Origin of the sequence: Arthrobacter sp. NEB 688, from assembly GCF_013201035.1 — a bacterium.
Taxonomy (GTDB): Bacteria; Actinomycetota; Actinomycetes; order Actinomycetales; family Dermatophilaceae; genus Phycicoccus.
The window spans coordinates 1953159-1969325 of record NZ_CP053707.1 but is presented as its reverse complement, the minus strand read 5'-3'; the positions used below and the strand labels follow the sequence as shown (position 1 = coordinate 1969325).

The following is a 16167-nucleotide window of genomic DNA, read 5'->3' as shown; positions in this document are numbered from 1 at the left end:
TCAGCTGCCCTTCCCGGAGGAGAGGAGCTCGGTGGCGCCGATGGCGGACACCTCGCCCTCGGACGGGACGACGAGGACGAGCGGCTCGAGGCTCGTGAGGCGCACCGACCGGGTCACCTTCTTCTTCCCGACGAGGGAGGAGTAGCGCGAGGGCAGGACGAGCTCCTTGGCGCCCGAGCCGACGGTGATGGTGTCGGTGCGGCGCATCAGGCCGAAGGCGACGGCGCTGCCGTCGGCCAGCCGGAAGGCCACGGCGTCGTCGAGGTCGGGCTCGTGCTCCTGCTCGAGGCGGGCGAGCTTGCCGAGGGCCTTGGCCTGGACGGCCGCCGAGGCCTCGAGGGCCTGGCCGAAGGGGTCGTCGGTCGTCACGTCGGCGGGCGCCTTCTCGGGGGCCGGCCGGGCGAGGGCCGCGGCGTAGGCGTCGAAGGCCTTGGCGGGCGACATGACGAGCCCCTCGCCGTCCTCGGCGTCGACGAACGGCGCGCCGCCGCCCTCCGAGCCCAGGCTCGGCAGGCGCGAGCCCGCGAGCATCGGCACGGAGGACTCGATGCGGTAGGGCTCGGTCGGCTTGCGCGACACCATGACGTGGAGGGACTGGGTCGAGGTCGTCTCGTCGAGGGTCGTCGCGAGGATGGCCCGCGGCCACTCGCGACCCCGGGACTGCGCGAGCACGGTCGGCGCCGGCTGCTTGGCGAGGTCGGCCTCGGCGCTCGGCGCCGCGCCGCGGGCCGCGGTGGTGTCGGCGACCGTCAGGGCGTCGCCGGCGAGGACCTTCGCCCGGGCGTCGTGGCCCTTCTCGCCCTTGGTCGCGGCGTCGGCGGCCGCGGCGGCGAGGAGGCGGGTGGCGATGGCGGTGGCGCCGTCCTCGTCGAGCGGCGCCGTGGCGGCCTGCTCCGCGGGGGCGGGGTGCACGCCGACGAGCGCGTCGGTGGCACCGCAGCCGCTGCTCGCGAGGGCGAGGCCGACCGCGGCCGCCGCGAGGGCGGTCCGGCGGCGGGGCCGCAGCGTGGTCGGGATCCGGGTGGGGGTCATCGGGCGTCCTCCGGGGCGTCGGGGGCGTCGGCGGGGCGGGCGGCGGCCGGTTCGGGCGCCGGCGCGTCGGCCGACGGCGGGGCGGGCACGTCCGGGGCGGCGGCCGCCGGACGGCTCCGGCGCGGCCAGAGCGCGACGGCGCCGGCGGCGAGGAGGAAGAGGCCGACGAGCGCGGCGACGACGGACTCGACGAACCAGCGCTTGTCGACGACGGTGAGGGTGACCTGCTCGACCGAGCCGCCGGTGGCCGCGATGACGACGCTCTCGGGGGCGTCGGCCTGCTCGACGGTCAGCGAGACGGGCCCCTCGGCGTCGTCCTGCTGGCGCCAGAGGTCCGCGGTCCCGGTCTCGGCCGGCTCGCCGGTCCCCCGGCCGGCCGTCGTGAGGGCCCAGTCGCGGACCGAGACGCCGGTCACCTCGACGCGTCGGCCGTCACCGAGGACGGCGGAGGCGTCGGAGGGGTTGGCGCGGGCCATCCAGAGGGAGGCGCCGCGCGACGGGGTGGCGCTGACGCTGACGTCGGCGTCGACCCGGTTGAGGACGTCGGGGGTGATGACGACCGGGGCGCCCGGGCTGGGCTTCGTGGTGAACTCGGCGGTGCCACTGCCACCGAGGGCGGCGGCGAACCACACGCCGGTCGCCGTGAGGGCGAGCCCGACGAGGGCGGCGAGGGCGCCGGCCACCCGCGTGAGTGTCCTGAGCATCGAGAGGGTTCCTTCGGGTCCGGGGACGCCCCGCGCCGGGTCGGTCGGGCGTTGGGCGATCCCTCCACGATGACAAACGCCCGGGGGTCCCGACAAATCCCGTGCTCTCAGGGAAGGAAGTCGCGCGACCCCACCCGTACCTCCCGCAACAGGGAGAACAGGAGGTCGTGCTGCTCCTGCGAGAGGGTCCCGAGCCCGAAGTCGGCGGCCTCGAGGTCGCGCGTGACGGCCTCCATCGCCTCCCGCCCGGGGTCGGTGATGACGGCGAAGGCGCCGCGCCGGTCGGTCGGGTTCGGGACGCGCTCGACGAAGCCCTGCGCGACGAGCCGCTGGACGATGTTCGTCGCGCTCGTCGGGTGGACCATGAGCCGCTCGCCGACCTTGGACATCGAGAGCCGACCCTCGCGGCTGAAGGCCAGCAGGACGAGCGCCTCGTAGCGGGCGAAGGTCAGCCCGTGCCGCCCGGCGATGGCGTCGAAGCGCCCGAGGAGGAGCTGCTGGACGCGCATGACCGAGGTGGCGGTGGCCATCGACGTCGCCCGCGACCCCTCGCCCCACCGCGCCACCCACAGCTCCCGCGCCCGCTCGATCGGGTCGAACGGGAGGCGGACCGGCTCGCTCACCCCTCAACGCTAGCGAACGCGACACGCACGGGGTTCGCGCGTCCGGCCCCCGGGTCCCTACCGTGGTGGCCGTGACTGGCTCGAGAAGCGTGGCCTGGGACGCGTACGCCGCCGTCCTCTTCGACCTCGACGGCGTGCTGACGCCCACCGCCGAGGTGCACATGGCGGCCTGGGCGGAGATGTTCGGCGCCTTCCTCGGCGGGCTCGACACCTCGCGCCCGGGGTTCGAGGACGCCGACACCTCGCCGTACACCGACGCCGACTACTTCGCGCACGTCGACGGCAAGCCCCGCTACGAGGGCGTCGCCGACCTCCTCGCGGCGCGGGGCATCACCCTGCCGCAGGGCTCGCCCGAGGACCCCGCGTCCGCCGAGACCGTCTGCGGGCTGGGCAACCGCAAGAACGGCGCCTTCCGGACCGTCCTCGAGCGCGACGGCGTGCGCCCCTACCCCGGCTCCGTCGCCCTCCTGGACCACCTGCGCGACCTCGGCACGCCGCTGGCCGTCGTCTCGTCCTCGGCCAACGCCCCGGCCGTGCTCGCCGCCGCGGGCCTGACCGACCGCTTCGTCACCGTCGTCGACGGGCAGGTCGCGCGCGAGCTGGGCCTCGCGGGCAAGCCCGCGCCCGACACCTTCCTGCACGCCGCGCAGGTGTGCGGCGCCGAGCCGTCCACCGCCGTCGTCGTCGAGGACGCCGTCTCCGGCGTGCGGGCGGGCGCCGCGGGCCACGTCGGCCTCGTCGTCGGCGTCGACCGGGGCGCCGGGGCCGAGGCCCTCACCGCCGCCGGCGCCGACCTCGTCGTGCCCGACCTCGGCGAGCTCGCGTGAGGACCACCGCCACCGGCCCGGACCCCGTCGACCGGCTCCGGTTCCCCGCCGACCCCTGGCAGCTCGTCGAGTGCGCCCCCGACATGGACGACCTCGGCCTGACCGAGACCCTCTTCACCGTCGCCAACGGCTACCTCGGGATGCGCGGCAACCCCGAGGAGGGCCGCGAGGCGCACGAGCACGGCACGTTCGTCAACGGCTTCCACGAGACCTGGCCGATCCGGCACGCCGAGTCCGCGTACGGCTTCGCGCGGACCGGCCAGACGATCGTCAACGTCCCGGACGCCAAGCTCATGAAGCTCTACGTCGACGACGAGCCGCTCGTCGTCGGGGTGGCCGACCTCGAGCACTACGAGCGCGTGCTCGACTTCCGCGCGGGCCTGCTGCGCCGCTCGCTCGTCTGGCGCACGCCGTCGGGCAAGCGGGTGCGCGTCGACTCCACGCGCATGGTCTCGATGACCGAGCGCCACCTCGCGGTGCTCACCCTCGAGGTGACGATGCTCGAGGGCGACGCCCCGGTCGTCGTCTCGTCGCAGCTGCTCAACCGCCAGGACGGCGAGGACGAGTACCACGCACCGGCCCGCAGCCGCCTCACGACGAGCGACCCCCGCAAGGCCTCCGCCTTCGAGGGCCGCGTCCTCCTCCCTCGCCTCCACACGGCCACGGAAGACCGGCAGGTGCTCGGCCACCGCTGCGCGAGCTCGGGGATGACGGTGGCGGTCGCCGCCGACCACCGCGTCTCCATCGACGACCCCTACGAGGTCGTCGTGCGCGACGGCGACGACCTCACGAAGGCGGTCTACCGCGTCGAGGCGCGCGAGGGGCACACCATCCGCGTCGAGAAGCTCGTGGCGTACCACACCTCGAGCAGCCTGCCCGTGCCCGAGCTGCGCGACCGCTGCGAGCGCACCCTCGACCGCGCGGTGCGCCGCACGGTGCAGGACCACCACGCCGTGCAGCGCACGTGGTTCGACACCTTCTGGGCCGCGAGCGACGTCGAGGTCGACACCGCCGACGAGCACGCCGACGCCGTGCAGCAGGCGGTGCGCTTCAACCTCTTCTCCCTCGCGCAGGCCAGCGCCCGGGCCGACCGGATGGGCGTGCCCGCCAAGGGCGTGACCGGCTCGGGCTACGAGGGTCACTACTTCTGGGACAGCGAGATCTACGTCGCCCCCTTCCTCACCTACACCCAGCCGCAGACCGCCCGGAACCTCCTGCGCTTCCGCAGCCTCATGCTCCCGGCGGCGCGCGACCGGGCCCGCGAGATGTCGCAGCGCGGCGCGCTCTTCCCGTGGCGCACGATCAACGGCGAGGAGGCCTCGGCCTACTACGCGGCCGGCACCGCGCAGGTCCACATCGACGCCGACGTCGTCCACGCCCTGACGCAGTACCTCGCGGCCACGGACGACGTCGACTTCCTCGTCCGGCACGGCCTGCCGATCCTCGTCGAGACCGCCCGCCTCTACGCGGACCTCGGCTTCTGGCGCAGCAACGGCACCGACAGCTTCCACATCCACGGGGTGACCGGGCCGGACGAGTACACGACGGTCGTCAACAACAACCTCTTCACGAACGTCATGGCCCGCTCGACCCTCGAGCAGGCCGCGTCCGCGGCCGACCGCCTGCGCACCGAGCGACCCGAGGACTGGGCCCGGCTGGCCCACCGCCTGCGCGTGACCCCGGACGAGGTCGCCGAGTGGCGCCGCTGCGCCGCGGGGATGCACATCCCCTTCGACGAGGGCCTCGGGATCCACCCGCAGGACGACTTCTTCCTCGACCGCGAGGTCTGGGACCTCAGCCGTACGCCGGCGTCGCTGCGGCCGCTCCTCATGCACTACCACCCCCTCGTCATCTACCGCTTCCAGGTGCTCAAGCAGGCCGACGTCGTGCTGGCCCTCTACCTCCAGGGCGACCGCTTCACCCCCGAGCAGAAGCGCGCCGACTTCGAGTATTACGACCCCATCACCACCGGCGACTCCACGCTCTCGGCGGTCGTCCAGTCCGTCGTGGCGGCCGAGGTCGGCTACCACCAGGCGGCGCTGGAGTACTTCCACGACGCCCTCTACGTCGACCTCGCGAACCTCCACGACAACACCGTCGACGGCCTCCACATCGCCTCGGCCGGGGGCGTGTGGGCGACCCTCGTCGGCGGCTTCGGCGGGATGCGCGACCACGGTGGGCGCCTCTCGCTCGACCCGCGGCTGCCCGCGGCGTGGGGCTCGGTCGTCTTCCGGCTCACCTGGCGCGGCACACGGGTCGCGGTGCGGCTCACCGCGTCCGAGCTCGTGATGGAGGTCGAGGACGGCGCCGGCGAGGTGCCCGTGACCGTGCGCGGCGTCGACCACGTCGTGTCGGCGGGGGCGCCGACCGTGGTCGCCCTCGCCCACCAGGGTCCCCGGGTCGACGGCCTGCTGCCCAAGCGCCCGCAGACCGGCGGCACGCGCGCCGACGGCAGCCGGATCACCGCCGGCGTCCCCGACCCGATGCCCTTCGAGGTCGCCGAGGCGCCGGACGCCTGGACCGGCTGACGGCCGGGCGCAGGCCCTCAGGCGTCCCGGGTCGCCGCGACGAGCCGGTCGGCCGCCGCCCACGCGTCGGTCCGGCCGTCGACGACCTCGGCGGCGAGCGCGTCGAGGCGGTCCGCCCCGGCGACCCCGCCGACACGGGCCCGCAGCGCCTCGAGCGCGAGACCCTCGACCTCGCGCGCGGCCCGGGCGAGCCGGCGGTCGCGCAGCCCCGCCTCCCCGAGGTGTCGTCGGTGGTCCTCCACGGCCTCCACGAGGTCCCCGACGCCCTCCCCGGAGGTCGCGACCATCCTCACCACCGGTGGGCGCCACCCCGTCTCGCCCCGGTCGGCCATCTCGACCATGTGCCGCAGGTCGCGGGTGGTGCGCGACGCCCCCTCGCGGTCGGCCTTGTTGACCACGAGGACGTCACCCACCTCGAGGATGCCTGCCTTGGCCGCCTGGATGCCGTCGCCCATGCCCGGGGCCAGCAGCACGACCGTCGTGTCGGCCGTGCCCGCGACCTCGACCTCGCTCTGCCCCACCCCGACCGTCTCGAGGAGGACGACGTCGCAGCCGGCGGCGTCGAGGACGCGCAGGGCCTGCGGCGCCGCCCAGGACAGCCCGCCGAGGTGGCCGCGCGAGGCCATCGAGCGGATGAAGACCTCCGGGTCGGCGGCGTGCTCCGACATCCGGATGCGGTCGCCGAGCAGGGCACCCCCGGAGAACGGCGACGACGGGTCGACGGCGAGCACGCCGACGCGCCGTCCGCGGGCCCGGTGGGCGGCGACGAGCGCGTTCGTCGTCGTCGACTTGCCGACCCCGGGGGCGCCGGTCAGGCCGACGACGTGCGCGCGCCCCGCGTCGGGGGCGAGGGAGGCCATCACCTCGCGCAGGGCCGGGTGGGCGTCCTCGACGAGCGAGATGAGCCGGGCGACGGCGCGCGGGCTCCCCTCCCTCGCCGCGGAGACGAGGGAGGGGACGTCGACGTCGCGCGCCGCGGCCAGCGGGGTCAGCCCCGGGCCGGGACCTTGACGACGAGGGCGTCGCCCTGGCCGCCGCCACCGCAGAGGGCGGCCGCACCGACGCCGCCGCCGCGGCGCTTGAGCTCGAGCGCGAGGTGCAGCGTGATGCGCGCCCCGGACATCCCGATCGGGTGGCCGAGCGCGATGGCGCCGCCGTTGACGTTGACCTTGTCGGCGTCGAGGCCGAGCTCCTTGGTCGACGCGAGGCCGACGGCCGCGAAGGCCTCGTTGATCTCGACGAGGTCGAGGTCGGTGGGCGAGATGCCCTCTCGCGCACAGGCCTTCGCGATGGCGCGGGCCGGCTGGCTCTGGAGGCTCGAGTCCGGCCCGGCGACGACGCCGTGGGCGCCGATCTCGGCGAGCCACTCGAGACCGAGCTCTTCGGCCTTGGAGCGCTTCATGACGACGACGGCCGCGGCGCCGTCACTGATCTGCGACGCGGAGCCGGCGGTGATGGTGCCCTCCTTGCTGAAGGCGGGACGCAGGCCGCCGAGCGACTCGGTCGTCGTGTCGGGGCGGATGCCCTCGTCGCTCTTGAACTCGACCGGCTCGCCGCGGCGCTGCGGGATGCTCACGGTGACGACCTCGTCGTCGAAGAGGCCGTCCTTCCAGGCGCGGGCGGCGAGCTGGTGGCTGCGGGCGGAGAACTCGTCCTGCTGCTCGCGGGTGAAGGCGACGTCGCCGGTGTTCGCGGTCTCGGTGAGCAGGCCCATCGCCTGGTCGGTGAAGGCGTCCCAGAGGCCGTCCTGCGCCATGTGGTCGTGCAGGGTGACGTCGCCGTACTTGAAGCCGTCGCGGCTCTTCTCGAGCAGGTGCGGGGCGTTGGTCATCGACTCCTGGCCGCCGGCGACGACGACGTCGAACTCGCCCGCGCGGATCAGCTGGTCGGCCAGGGCGATGGCGTCGATGCCCGAGAGGCAGACCTTGTTGATGGTCAGCGCCGGGACGGTCATCGGGATGCCGGCCTTGCTCGCGGCCTGGCGGGCGGGGATCTGGCCCTCGCCGGCGGTGAGGACCTGGCCCATGATCACGTAGTCGACCCGGTCGGGCGCGACCCCGGCCTTCTCGAGGGCGCCCTTGATGGCGAAGCCGCCGAGGTCGGACCCGCTGAAGCCCTTGAGGGAGCCGCTCATCCGCCCCATCGGGGTGCGGGCGCCGGCGACGATGACGGTCGGGTCGGTGGACATGCGGGGGCCTCCGTGGTCGGGTCCGAGGGGATCCTCCCGATGCTAGTCGGCGCCTCGTGACGCTGCCGACCCCGTGGCACGGTGACGCTCACCACCGTGTCCCCGCGGCCCGCGCGGCCCCGACCTAGGCTGGTCGCATGACCGCCACCGAGCTCTTCACCGCCATCGACCACGTGGGTGTCGCCGTCCGGGACCTCGACGAGGCGGTCGCCTTCTACGAGCGCGCCTACGGGATGACGAAGCTGCACGAGGAGACCAACGAGGAGCAGGGCGTGCGCGAGGCGATGATGGGCGTCGGCGACTCCGGCTCCTGCATCCAGCTGCTCGCGCCGCTGTCGGAGGAGTCGACGATCGCGAAGTTCCTCGACCGCAGCGGCCCCGGCATCCAGCAGATGGCCTACCGCGTCGAGGACATCGACGCCGTGTGCGCGACCCTGCGCGAGCGAGGGCTGCGGCTGCTCTACGACACCCCCAAGCGCGGCACGAGCAACAGCCGCGTCAACTTCGTCCACCCCAAGGACGCGGGCGGCATCCTCGTCGAGCTCGTCGAGCCGGCGGCCGACGCCGCGCACTGACCGCTCAGGCGTCGGGGGCGCGCCCGGCGGCCGCGAGCACCGGCAGCAGCGGCAGGAGGACGAAGGCCGGGACGACGAGCCCGGAGTCGTTGACCGCGAACCCGACGACCCCGAGGACGACGGCGGCCCGCAGCAGCACGCCGCCGGGGGCGGGGACGCGCCACCCGGTGCGCCACGCGACGACGAGCAGGACGGTCGCCGCGGCCGCGATGGCGAGCAGCGGCGGCGACCCGAGGTTCGTGAGGTTCTGCGCGAGCTTGCGCCCGACGACGTCGTCCGCGCCGCCGTCGAGCACCGTCTGGACGAACTCGCCCAGGTGCGTGCGGGCCGCGGCGGGCCGCAGCCAGTCGAGCACCGCGAGCGCGAGCGTGAGGACGACGACCGCCGCCCCCGCGACGAGGACGCGGACGACGGTGAGCCGCAGGCCGGCCGCGACCGCGAGGACGAGCAGCCCGCCGAGGACGAGACCGGGTGGCCCGCCGAAGTCGGCGCCGTAGGAGGGGTGCCCCTCGAGCGCGGTCGCGAGGAGGAGCAGGAGCGCGGCGAGCCCCACGGCGACCCGCCGGCGCGGGTGCGCCCAGGCGCCGACGACGGCCATCACGGTGAGGACGGCGACGCCGTAGAGCGCGAAGCTCGTGTTGCCGAACCCGTAGAACCGCCCGCCGACGGTCGGGTTCTGCCCGAAGACCGACGACAGCTGCAGGCGCGACCCGGCGAGCACGTCACCCCCGAGGACGACCAGGGTCACCACCCCGACGACGAGCGCGACACCGAACCGGTGCCGTCGCCCGGCCGCGAGCGCGGCCCGGGTGACGAGCACGACGGCGGCGACGAGGGCCCCGGCGAAGGCCAGGCGCGGGCGGCCGGTCGACCACCACGGCACGACGTTGACGACGAAGGTCGCGACGGGGACCGACGCGACCGCCGTGCCGGCGGCCACGAGCCACTGCGGCGCCCGGTCGGTGCGCCCACCCGTGCGGCGACGGCGCAGCAGCACGCCGACGGCGGCCGCGCACCACACCACGAAGGCCGTGGCGAGCCAGCCCGTGACCTGCGGGCTCACCTCGCGGAGCGTCGCGGCCCGGACCTCGAACCCGTCGCGGGCGGCGACGCGCTCCGGCCCGGGCACGTCGTCGGCCTCGGCCGTGACGACCCGCCCGGTCAGCCCCGTGGCGTCGGCGCCGGACCACTGGAGGACCGACGCGGTGAGGTCCTGGAGCTGCACGAGGCCGGGCTGGCGCGTCGAGGGCGAGGTGAGGACGCCCGCGGGCGGCCCGGAGACGACGACCGCGCGGGGCCGGACCGGCGAGTCGCCGTCACCGACCCCCGCGACGACGAGGCGGGTCTGCGGGCTCTTCGAGCGCAGGACCCCCTCGACGAGCGCGTCGAGGCGGCGCAGGGCGGCCGTCCGGGCGTCGGGGTCGGCCGGCAGCGTCCCGGCGTCGACGAGGAGGACCGGGCACGACGGGGTGGCGGGGACGTCGCTGGCGTACGCGCCGACCCGGCCGTCCTCGCCGGCGGCCGCGAGCGCGGCGCCCGGGCCGACGGCCTCGACGCACCGGCCGGCGTCGGCCAGCCGCTGCGCGAGCGTGCCGGGGACCGCGCCGTACGAGGCGTCGCGGGCCGCGGTGACGTAGGCACCCCAGCCCGGCACCGCTCCGTCGACCGGAGCGGCCGGGGCCTCACAGGTGGCCGTCGGACCACCGGCCCGCCGCCCGGCCGAGAGCGTCAGCCACCCGTCGACCGCGCAGGCGCGCGAGTGCGGCCCGCGCACCGTCAGCGACGCGACGGCCCCCTCGGCCGCGACCCGCGAGAGCCACGGCGTGCGGGCCCCGTCGATGTCCGACCACGCGAGCCCGGGCGCCCCGACCACCACGACCGGGACGGGGTCGGCCGTCGTCGCGGCCAGGGCCGGATGCGCCGACCCGAGGACCACGCCGAGCACCGCGCACGCCGTCGCGACGAGCGCACCTACCACGGCGCGCAGGGGTCGACGGATGGGCGCGGGACACACACCGGAACGGTATCCCGCGCGGCCGCCCACCCGCTGCCGGCGCCGTGACCGGCGTCACGGGTGACTGCCGTCTCAGGCGGTACCGGCCCCGGTGACCGGCCAGTAGGTTCACCGGCAACCGCTGCCCAGCACCGAAGGAGCACGACCCCATGGACCAGATCCGCGAGGCCATCCTCTCCGGTGACCGCACCCCCGAGACCTACTCGGGGATCGCCGTCCCCAGCTCGTACCGCGCCGCCACCGTGCACAAGGACGAGGTCGACATGTTCGAGGGGCTCCCGACGAAGGAGAAGGACCCGCGCCGGTCCCTCCACGTCGAGGAGGTCCCCACCCCCGAGCTCGCGCCCGGCGAGGCGCTCGTCGCGGTGATGGCCAGCGCCATCAACTACAACACCGTCTGGACCTCGATCTTCGAGCCCGTCTCCACGTTCGGCTTCCTCGAGCGCTACGGCCGCACCTCGGAGTTCGCCAAGCGGCACGACCTGCCCTACCACGTCGTCGGCTCCGACCTCGCGGGCGTCGTCCTGCGCACCGGCCCCGGCGTCACCAAGTGGAAGCCGGGCACCGAGGTCGTCGCGCACTGCCTCTCGGTCGAGCTCGAGGACGCCGAGGGCCACGACGACACGATGATGGACCCGCAGCAGCGGATCTGGGGCTTCGAGACCAACTTCGGCGGTCTCGCCGAGCTCGCGATCGTCAAGGCCAACCAGCTGATGCCCAAGCCGGCACACCTGTCGTGGGAGGAGGCGGCCTCCCCCGGCCTCGTCAACTCGACGGCCTACCGCCAGCTCATCAGCAAGAACGGCGCCCACATGAAGCTCGGCGACCGCGTGCTCGTCTGGGGCGCGAGCGGCGGCCTCGGCTCGTACGCCACCCAGATGGCCCTCGCGGGCGGCGCCACCCCCATCTGCGTCGTCTCCTCCCCCGAGAAGGCCGACATCTGCCGGGCGATGGGCGCCGAGCTCATCATCGACCGCTCGGCCGAGGGCTACCGGTTCTGGAACGACGAGGGCACCGCGCAGGACCCCAAGGAGTGGCAGCGCCTGGGCAAGAAGATCCGTGAGCTGACCGGCGGGCACGACGTCGACATCGTCTTCGAGCACCCCGGCCGCGAGACCTTCGGCGCGAGCGTCTACGTCGCGCGCAAGGGCGGCACGATCATCACCTGCGCGTCGACGTCGGGCTACCTCCACGAGTACGACAACCGCTACCTGTGGATGAACCTCAAGAAGATCCTCTCCTCGCACTTCGCGAACTACCGCGAGGCCTGGGAGGCCAACGACCTCGTCGACCGCGGCATCGTCCACCCGACGCTCTCCAAGACCTACCGGCTCGAGGACGTCGGCCAGGCCGCGCTCGACGTCCACCGCAACGCCCACCAGGGCAAGGTCGGGGTGCTGACCCTCTCGCCCGAGGCCGGTCTCGGTGTCACCGACCCCGCGAAGCGCGCGCTCTTCGAGACCGAGATCAACCGGTTCCGGGACGCCTGAGCGACATCCCCCGGACCCTCCGCCCCCGGCCCGCACCCCGCACTAGGGTGTGGGCCGGAGGTGTCCGGTGAGGATGACGACGGTGTGGGGCCCGGTGTCCCGGTGGGGTGACTACCGGCGACGCCAGCGGCAGGTGCTCGAGCGGAGCAACCACATCGACCCCGAGGCGATCCCCGTCGACGGCGACCTCGCCTCGCTCCCGCCGGGGGCGCTCGACCCCGGCACCGCCGCGCTGCTGCGCTACGGGTCGGCCGGCCAGCCGCTCAACCGGCACTCGCCCTTCTACATCGGCTTCTTCGGTGCCACGGGGGCGCTGCTCGCCGTCGGGCTGTGGACCGGCCTCGGCCGCCTCGCGACGACGATCACCATCCTCCTCGTCGCGTTCTTCCTCGCCCTCGCGCTCGACCCCCTCGTCGGGCGGCTGTCGGAGCGGTGGCTGCCGCGGCCGCTCGCCGTCACGGCCGTCTTCGGCGGGCTGCTGCTCGTCATCGCCGCCATCGCCTCGCTCGTCCTGCCGACGGTCGTCGTCCAGGGATCGGCCCTGGCCGCGCGCACGCCCGAGTACGTCGGCGACCTCCTCGACGCCCGGTGGGCGCGCGACCTCGACCGGCACTACGACGTCATCGACCGCCTCCAGGGCGAGCTCGTCACCAAGCTGACCGACCAGTCCTTCGTCGAGGGCCTGCTCGGCGGCCTCCTCGGCGCCGGGCGGGCCGTCCTCAGCGGCACCTTCCAGGTGCTCACCGTCCTCGTGCTGACCCTCTACCTGCTCGTCTCGATGCCCCGCGTCAAGACCGCGGCCTACGCGCTCGTCCCGATGAGCCGGCGGCCGCGGGTCGTCGCGCTCTCGGAGGAGATCATGCGGCGGGTGGGGGCCTACGCCGGCGGGCAGGTGCTCATCGCGAGCCTCAACGCGCTCCTGTCGTACGTGATGCTGCGCATCGTCGGCGTGCCGTACCCCGCGGTGCTCGCGGTGACCGTCGGCCTGCTCGGGCTCATCCCGATGGTCGGCGCGACCCTCGGCGCCGCCATCGTCACCCTCGTCGCGTTCTTCGACGAGCCGCAGAAGGCGTTGGTCGTCGTCGTCTACTACGTCGTCTACCAGCAGGTCGAGAACTACGTCATCGCCCCGCGGGTCATGCAGCAGACGGTCTCGGTGCCCGGCACCGTCACCGTCGTCGCGGCCCTCGCCGGCGGGGCGCTGCTCGGCGTCCTCGGGGCGCTGCTCGCCATCCCCGTCGCCGCCGGCCTGCTGCTGCTCTACGAAGAGGTCCTCGTCCCGCGCCAGCGCGAGGCCTGAGGTCGGCTCAGGGCTGCGCGGCGTGCCGCGAGGCCCAGCAGCGGGTGTGCCAGTGCCGCCGCTCCTCGACGCCCCCGACGCCGGTCGCGGGCCACGCGACGACGTGCGCGGTGCCGACGGGGATGCCCTGGTGGCAGCCCGGGCAGCGGTACTCGCGGCTCGACGTCGCGCCGGTCAGCCGGCGGACGTGCCACGGCCGCCCGCGCCACTGCTCGGTCGCGACCTCGGTCGAGCCACCGAGCGGGCGGGACTCGAGGTCGCGGCGGCGACGGTTGGAGCGGGGCACGTCGACCAGTCTGCCGCTCAGGCGCGCACGCGGGCGGACGTGGGGTCGTACGGCGGGCGCAGCGAGACCTCGGCCGGGTACCGCGTCCCGGCGACGTCGACCTCCCAGGGGCCCTCGCGCAGCCACTGCGCCGTGACGCCGTTCTCGTGCTCGACGCCGGCGAGGCCGACGGCGCCGCCCACGGTCCAGCCGTAGGAGCCGCTGCGGACGTCGCCGACCGGGACGCCGTCGCGCAGGACGACCTCGCCGTGGAAGAGCAGCGGCTCCGGGTCGCGCACGACGAGCGAGACGACGCGGTGGCGGGGCGGGCCCGCCTGCGCACCGGCGAGCACGGCGTCGCGGCCGCGGAAGCCCCCCGGCTTGTCGGTCGCCACGGCGAAGGCCAGGCCCGCCGTGCGCACGTCGTCGGTGCCGTCGACGTCGTGGCCGTAGTCGCGGTAGCCCTTCTCGAGGCGAAGGCTGCCGAGCGCGGCGAGGCCGGTGGGCCGCAGCCCGTGGGGCGCGCCCGCGTCGAGGAGCCGGTCCCAGACGGCCGTGGCGGCCGCGGCCGGGACGTAGAGCTCCCAGCCGAGCTCGCCGACGTACGTGACGCGCACGGCGAGCACCTCCGTCCCGTCGACGTCGACGGTCCGGGCGGCGCGGAAGGGGAAGGCGTCGTCGCTCCAGTCGGTCCGGGGCGCCACCGCGTCGAGCACCGCTCGCGAGGCCGGCCCCTGGAGGCTCAGCATCGCGGCGTCCTGCGTGACGTCGGTGACCGTGGCGTCGGCGTCGCCGAGCGCGCGGCGCAGCATCCCGAGGACCTGGGCGTGCTGCGTGTCGGAGGCGACGACGAACAGGTCGTCCTCGGCCAGGCGCGTGACCGTGAGGTCCGCGAGCAGGCCGCCGTCGTCGGCCAGCCACTGGGTGTAGGTGATCCGGCCGTCGAGCGAGAGGTCGCCGGCGCTCAGGTGGTCGAGCACCGCGAGCGCGTCGGGGCCGCGCACGGCGAAGCGGCCCATGAACGACATGTCGAACAGGCCCGCGGCCTCGCGGACGGCCCGGTGCTCCGCCTCCCACCGCTCGAACCAGGGCGCACGGCCCCACGTCGGCTCGGCCCGCGGGGTCTCCCCCGGCCCGGCGTACCAGGCGGCCGACTCCCAGCCCGAGACGTCGCGCAGGTACCCGCCGGCCGCGATGACGCGGTCGTGGACGGGCGAGCGGAAGACGCCCCGGGAGGTCGTCAGCTGCACGCCCGGCGTGTGCGCCGCGTAGACCGTGCCGAGGACCTCGGCGGTGCGCGCGCGGCGGTGCTCCGGCAGCAGCTGGTGGTCGCGGAAGCGGGCGACGTCGATGCCGGTGACGTCGACGTCCGGCCGGCCCGTGAGCACCCAGTGGGCGAGGATGCGCCCGAGCCCGCCGGCCGAGAGGATGCCGACCGAGTTGAGCCCGGCGCACACGAAGTAGCCGTGGATGCCGGGGGCCTCGCCGACGCCCGGCGCGAGGTCGGGCATGAACGACTCGGGGCCGCAGAAGAAGGTGCGGATGCCGGCGGTCTCGACGACGGGCACGCGGGCCATCGCCTTCTCGAGGAAGGGGCCGACGCGGTCGGTGTCGGGCGGGAGCGTGCCGAAGGAGAAGTCGCGCGGGATGCCCTCGACCTTCCACGCGGCGGCGACCGGCTCGAAGAGGCCGACCATCATGCCGCCGCCCTCCTCGCGGTAGTAGCCGTAGGACGCGGGGTCCTCGAACACCGGTGCGTCGGCGCTCATCCCGTCGATCGGCTCGGTCACGAGGTAGTAGTGCTCGGCGGCCTGGTTGGGCACGACGACGCCGTTCTGCGCGGCCAGCTCGCGGGCCCACATCCCGGCGGCGTTGACGACGACGTCGCACTCGACGGTGCCGCGGTCGGTGACGACGCCGGCCACCTCCTCGACGACGCCGCGCCGACGGGTGAGGACCTGCTCGACGCGCACGCCCTCGGCGACGCGCACGCCGCGGGCCCGCGCGCCCTTCGCGAGCGCCATCGTCAGGTCGACGGGGTTGACCCGGCCGTCGCCCGGCACGTGGAAGCCGCCGGCGAGGTCGTCGGTGCGGGCCAGCGGGAAGAGGTCGGCCATCTGCGCCGGCGAGACCTCCTCGACGTCGAGGCCGAGGCGCCGCTGGAAGGTCGCGACGCGGCGGTACTCCTCGAGGCGGTCGCGGTCGGCCGCGGCCTCGACGAGCCCGACCGGCTTGAAGCCCGTCGACTGCCCGGTCTCGGCCTCGAGCCGCCCGTAGAGGTCGCGGGAGTACAGCCGCAGCCGGGTGCTCGTCTCGCTGAGGGAGCCGAAGCAGGTCATGAGGCCCGCGGCGTGCCACGTCGTGCCGGAGGTCAACCGGTCGCGCTCGAGGAGGAGGACGTCGCTCTCCCCCGCCTGCGCGAGGTGGTAGGCGACCGAGGTGCCGATGACACCCCCGCCGACGACGACGACACGGGCGCGGGACGGCAACGCTGCGGCACTCACGCGCCGAGCCTAGGGGGTCGCCCGCCCCGCCCGGTCACGCCCCTCGCGCCGCTCGAGAGGAGGCAACACGCAGGCGTTCGCGCCCGCACGTCGGCGTGTTCCCTCCCCCTCGCGCGG

The 16167-nt window shown here is 75.0% G+C and carries 13 protein-coding genes; 5 read left to right on the top strand and 8 right to left on the bottom strand.

Translation table 11 applies throughout. The annotated features are described in order from the left end of the window. From HL663_RS09320 to HL663_RS09310, 3 genes are all read right to left on the bottom strand, one after another. The gene (locus HL663_RS09320; protein WP_173028131.1) at positions 1-1032 is read right to left on the bottom strand and encodes a DUF8094 domain-containing protein; all 1032 of its coding nucleotides are present in this window, start codon (positions 1030-1032) and stop codon (positions 1-3) included. After that, the gene (locus tag HL663_RS09315) at positions 1029-1736 is read right to left on the bottom strand and encodes a hypothetical protein (RefSeq protein WP_173028130.1); all 708 of its coding nucleotides are present in this window, start codon (positions 1734-1736) and stop codon (positions 1029-1031) included. The genes HL663_RS09320 and HL663_RS09315 overlap by 4 nt, the downstream gene beginning before the upstream one ends. A 107-nt stretch (positions 1737-1843) precedes the next feature. Then, positions 1844-2359, bottom strand: a complete 516-nt coding sequence (locus tag HL663_RS09310; protein ID WP_173028129.1) for a MarR family winged helix-turn-helix transcriptional regulator — start codon at positions 2357-2359, stop codon at positions 1844-1846. Between the two features lie 89 nt (positions 2360-2448). Between HL663_RS09310 and HL663_RS09305 the strand changes: the two genes are divergently transcribed. Both HL663_RS09305 and HL663_RS09300 read left to right on the top strand, forming a co-directional pair. Continuing rightward, the gene (locus HL663_RS09305; protein WP_173030090.1) at positions 2449-3186 is read left to right on the top strand and encodes an HAD family hydrolase; all 738 of its coding nucleotides are present in this window, start codon (positions 2449-2451) and stop codon (positions 3184-3186) included. Next, complete coding sequence (locus HL663_RS09300) at positions 3183-5714, top strand: glycoside hydrolase family 65 protein (protein WP_286176025.1); 2532 nt, start codon at positions 3183-3185, stop codon at positions 5712-5714. The genes HL663_RS09305 and HL663_RS09300 overlap by 4 nt, the downstream gene beginning before the upstream one ends. A 17-nt stretch (positions 5715-5731) precedes the next feature. Here HL663_RS09300 and meaB read toward each other — a convergent pair whose 3' ends face one another. Together meaB and HL663_RS09290 are read right to left on the bottom strand one after the other, a co-directional pair. Next, complete coding sequence (gene meaB / locus HL663_RS09295) at positions 5732-6697, bottom strand: methylmalonyl Co-A mutase-associated GTPase MeaB (protein WP_173030088.1); 966 nt, start codon at positions 6695-6697, stop codon at positions 5732-5734. Positions 6698-6702: 5 nt separating this feature from the next. Then, positions 6703-7902, bottom strand: coding sequence for an acetyl-CoA C-acetyltransferase (locus HL663_RS09290; protein WP_173028128.1), 1200 nt, complete (start codon positions 7900-7902; stop codon positions 6703-6705). Positions 7903-8039: 137 nt separating this feature from the next. Here HL663_RS09290 and mce point away from each other — a divergent pair, with 137 nt between their 5' ends. Next, positions 8040-8477 carry a methylmalonyl-CoA epimerase gene (mce, locus tag HL663_RS09285; RefSeq protein WP_173028127.1) on the top strand — a complete coding sequence of 146 codons (438 nt, stop codon included), beginning with the start codon at positions 8040-8042 and terminating at the stop codon, positions 8475-8477. A 4-nt stretch (positions 8478-8481) separates the two neighbouring features. Here the strand turns inward: mce and HL663_RS09280 are convergent, their stop codons facing one another. Next, complete coding sequence (locus HL663_RS09280) at positions 8482-10455, bottom strand: hypothetical protein (RefSeq protein ID WP_173028126.1); 1974 nt, start codon at positions 10453-10455, stop codon at positions 8482-8484. Between the two features lie 185 nt (positions 10456-10640). On the opposite strand from HL663_RS09280, the gene ccrA reads away from it, so the two are divergent. Together ccrA and HL663_RS09270 are read left to right on the top strand one after the other, a co-directional pair. Further along, positions 10641-11981 carry a crotonyl-CoA carboxylase/reductase gene (ccrA, locus tag HL663_RS09275; RefSeq protein WP_173028125.1) on the top strand — a complete coding sequence of 447 codons (1341 nt, stop codon included), beginning with the start codon at positions 10641-10643 and terminating at the stop codon, positions 11979-11981. A gap of 73 nt (positions 11982-12054) precedes the next feature. Further along, positions 12055-13281 (top strand): AI-2E family transporter, encoded by a 1227-nt coding sequence (locus HL663_RS09270; RefSeq protein ID WP_173028124.1) that lies wholly within the window; start codon positions 12055-12057, stop codon positions 13279-13281. A gap of 7 nt (positions 13282-13288) precedes the next feature. Here the strand turns inward: HL663_RS09270 and HL663_RS09265 are convergent, their stop codons facing one another. Both HL663_RS09265 and HL663_RS09260 read right to left on the bottom strand, forming a co-directional pair. Further along, positions 13289-13567, bottom strand: coding sequence for an Rv1322 family protein (locus HL663_RS09265; protein WP_173028123.1), 279 nt, complete (start codon positions 13565-13567; stop codon positions 13289-13291). A gap of 17 nt (positions 13568-13584) precedes the next feature. Continuing rightward, positions 13585-16050, bottom strand: coding sequence for a GcvT family protein (locus tag HL663_RS09260; RefSeq protein WP_173028122.1), 2466 nt, complete (start codon positions 16048-16050; stop codon positions 13585-13587). Positions 16051-16167: the final 117 nt, after the last annotated feature.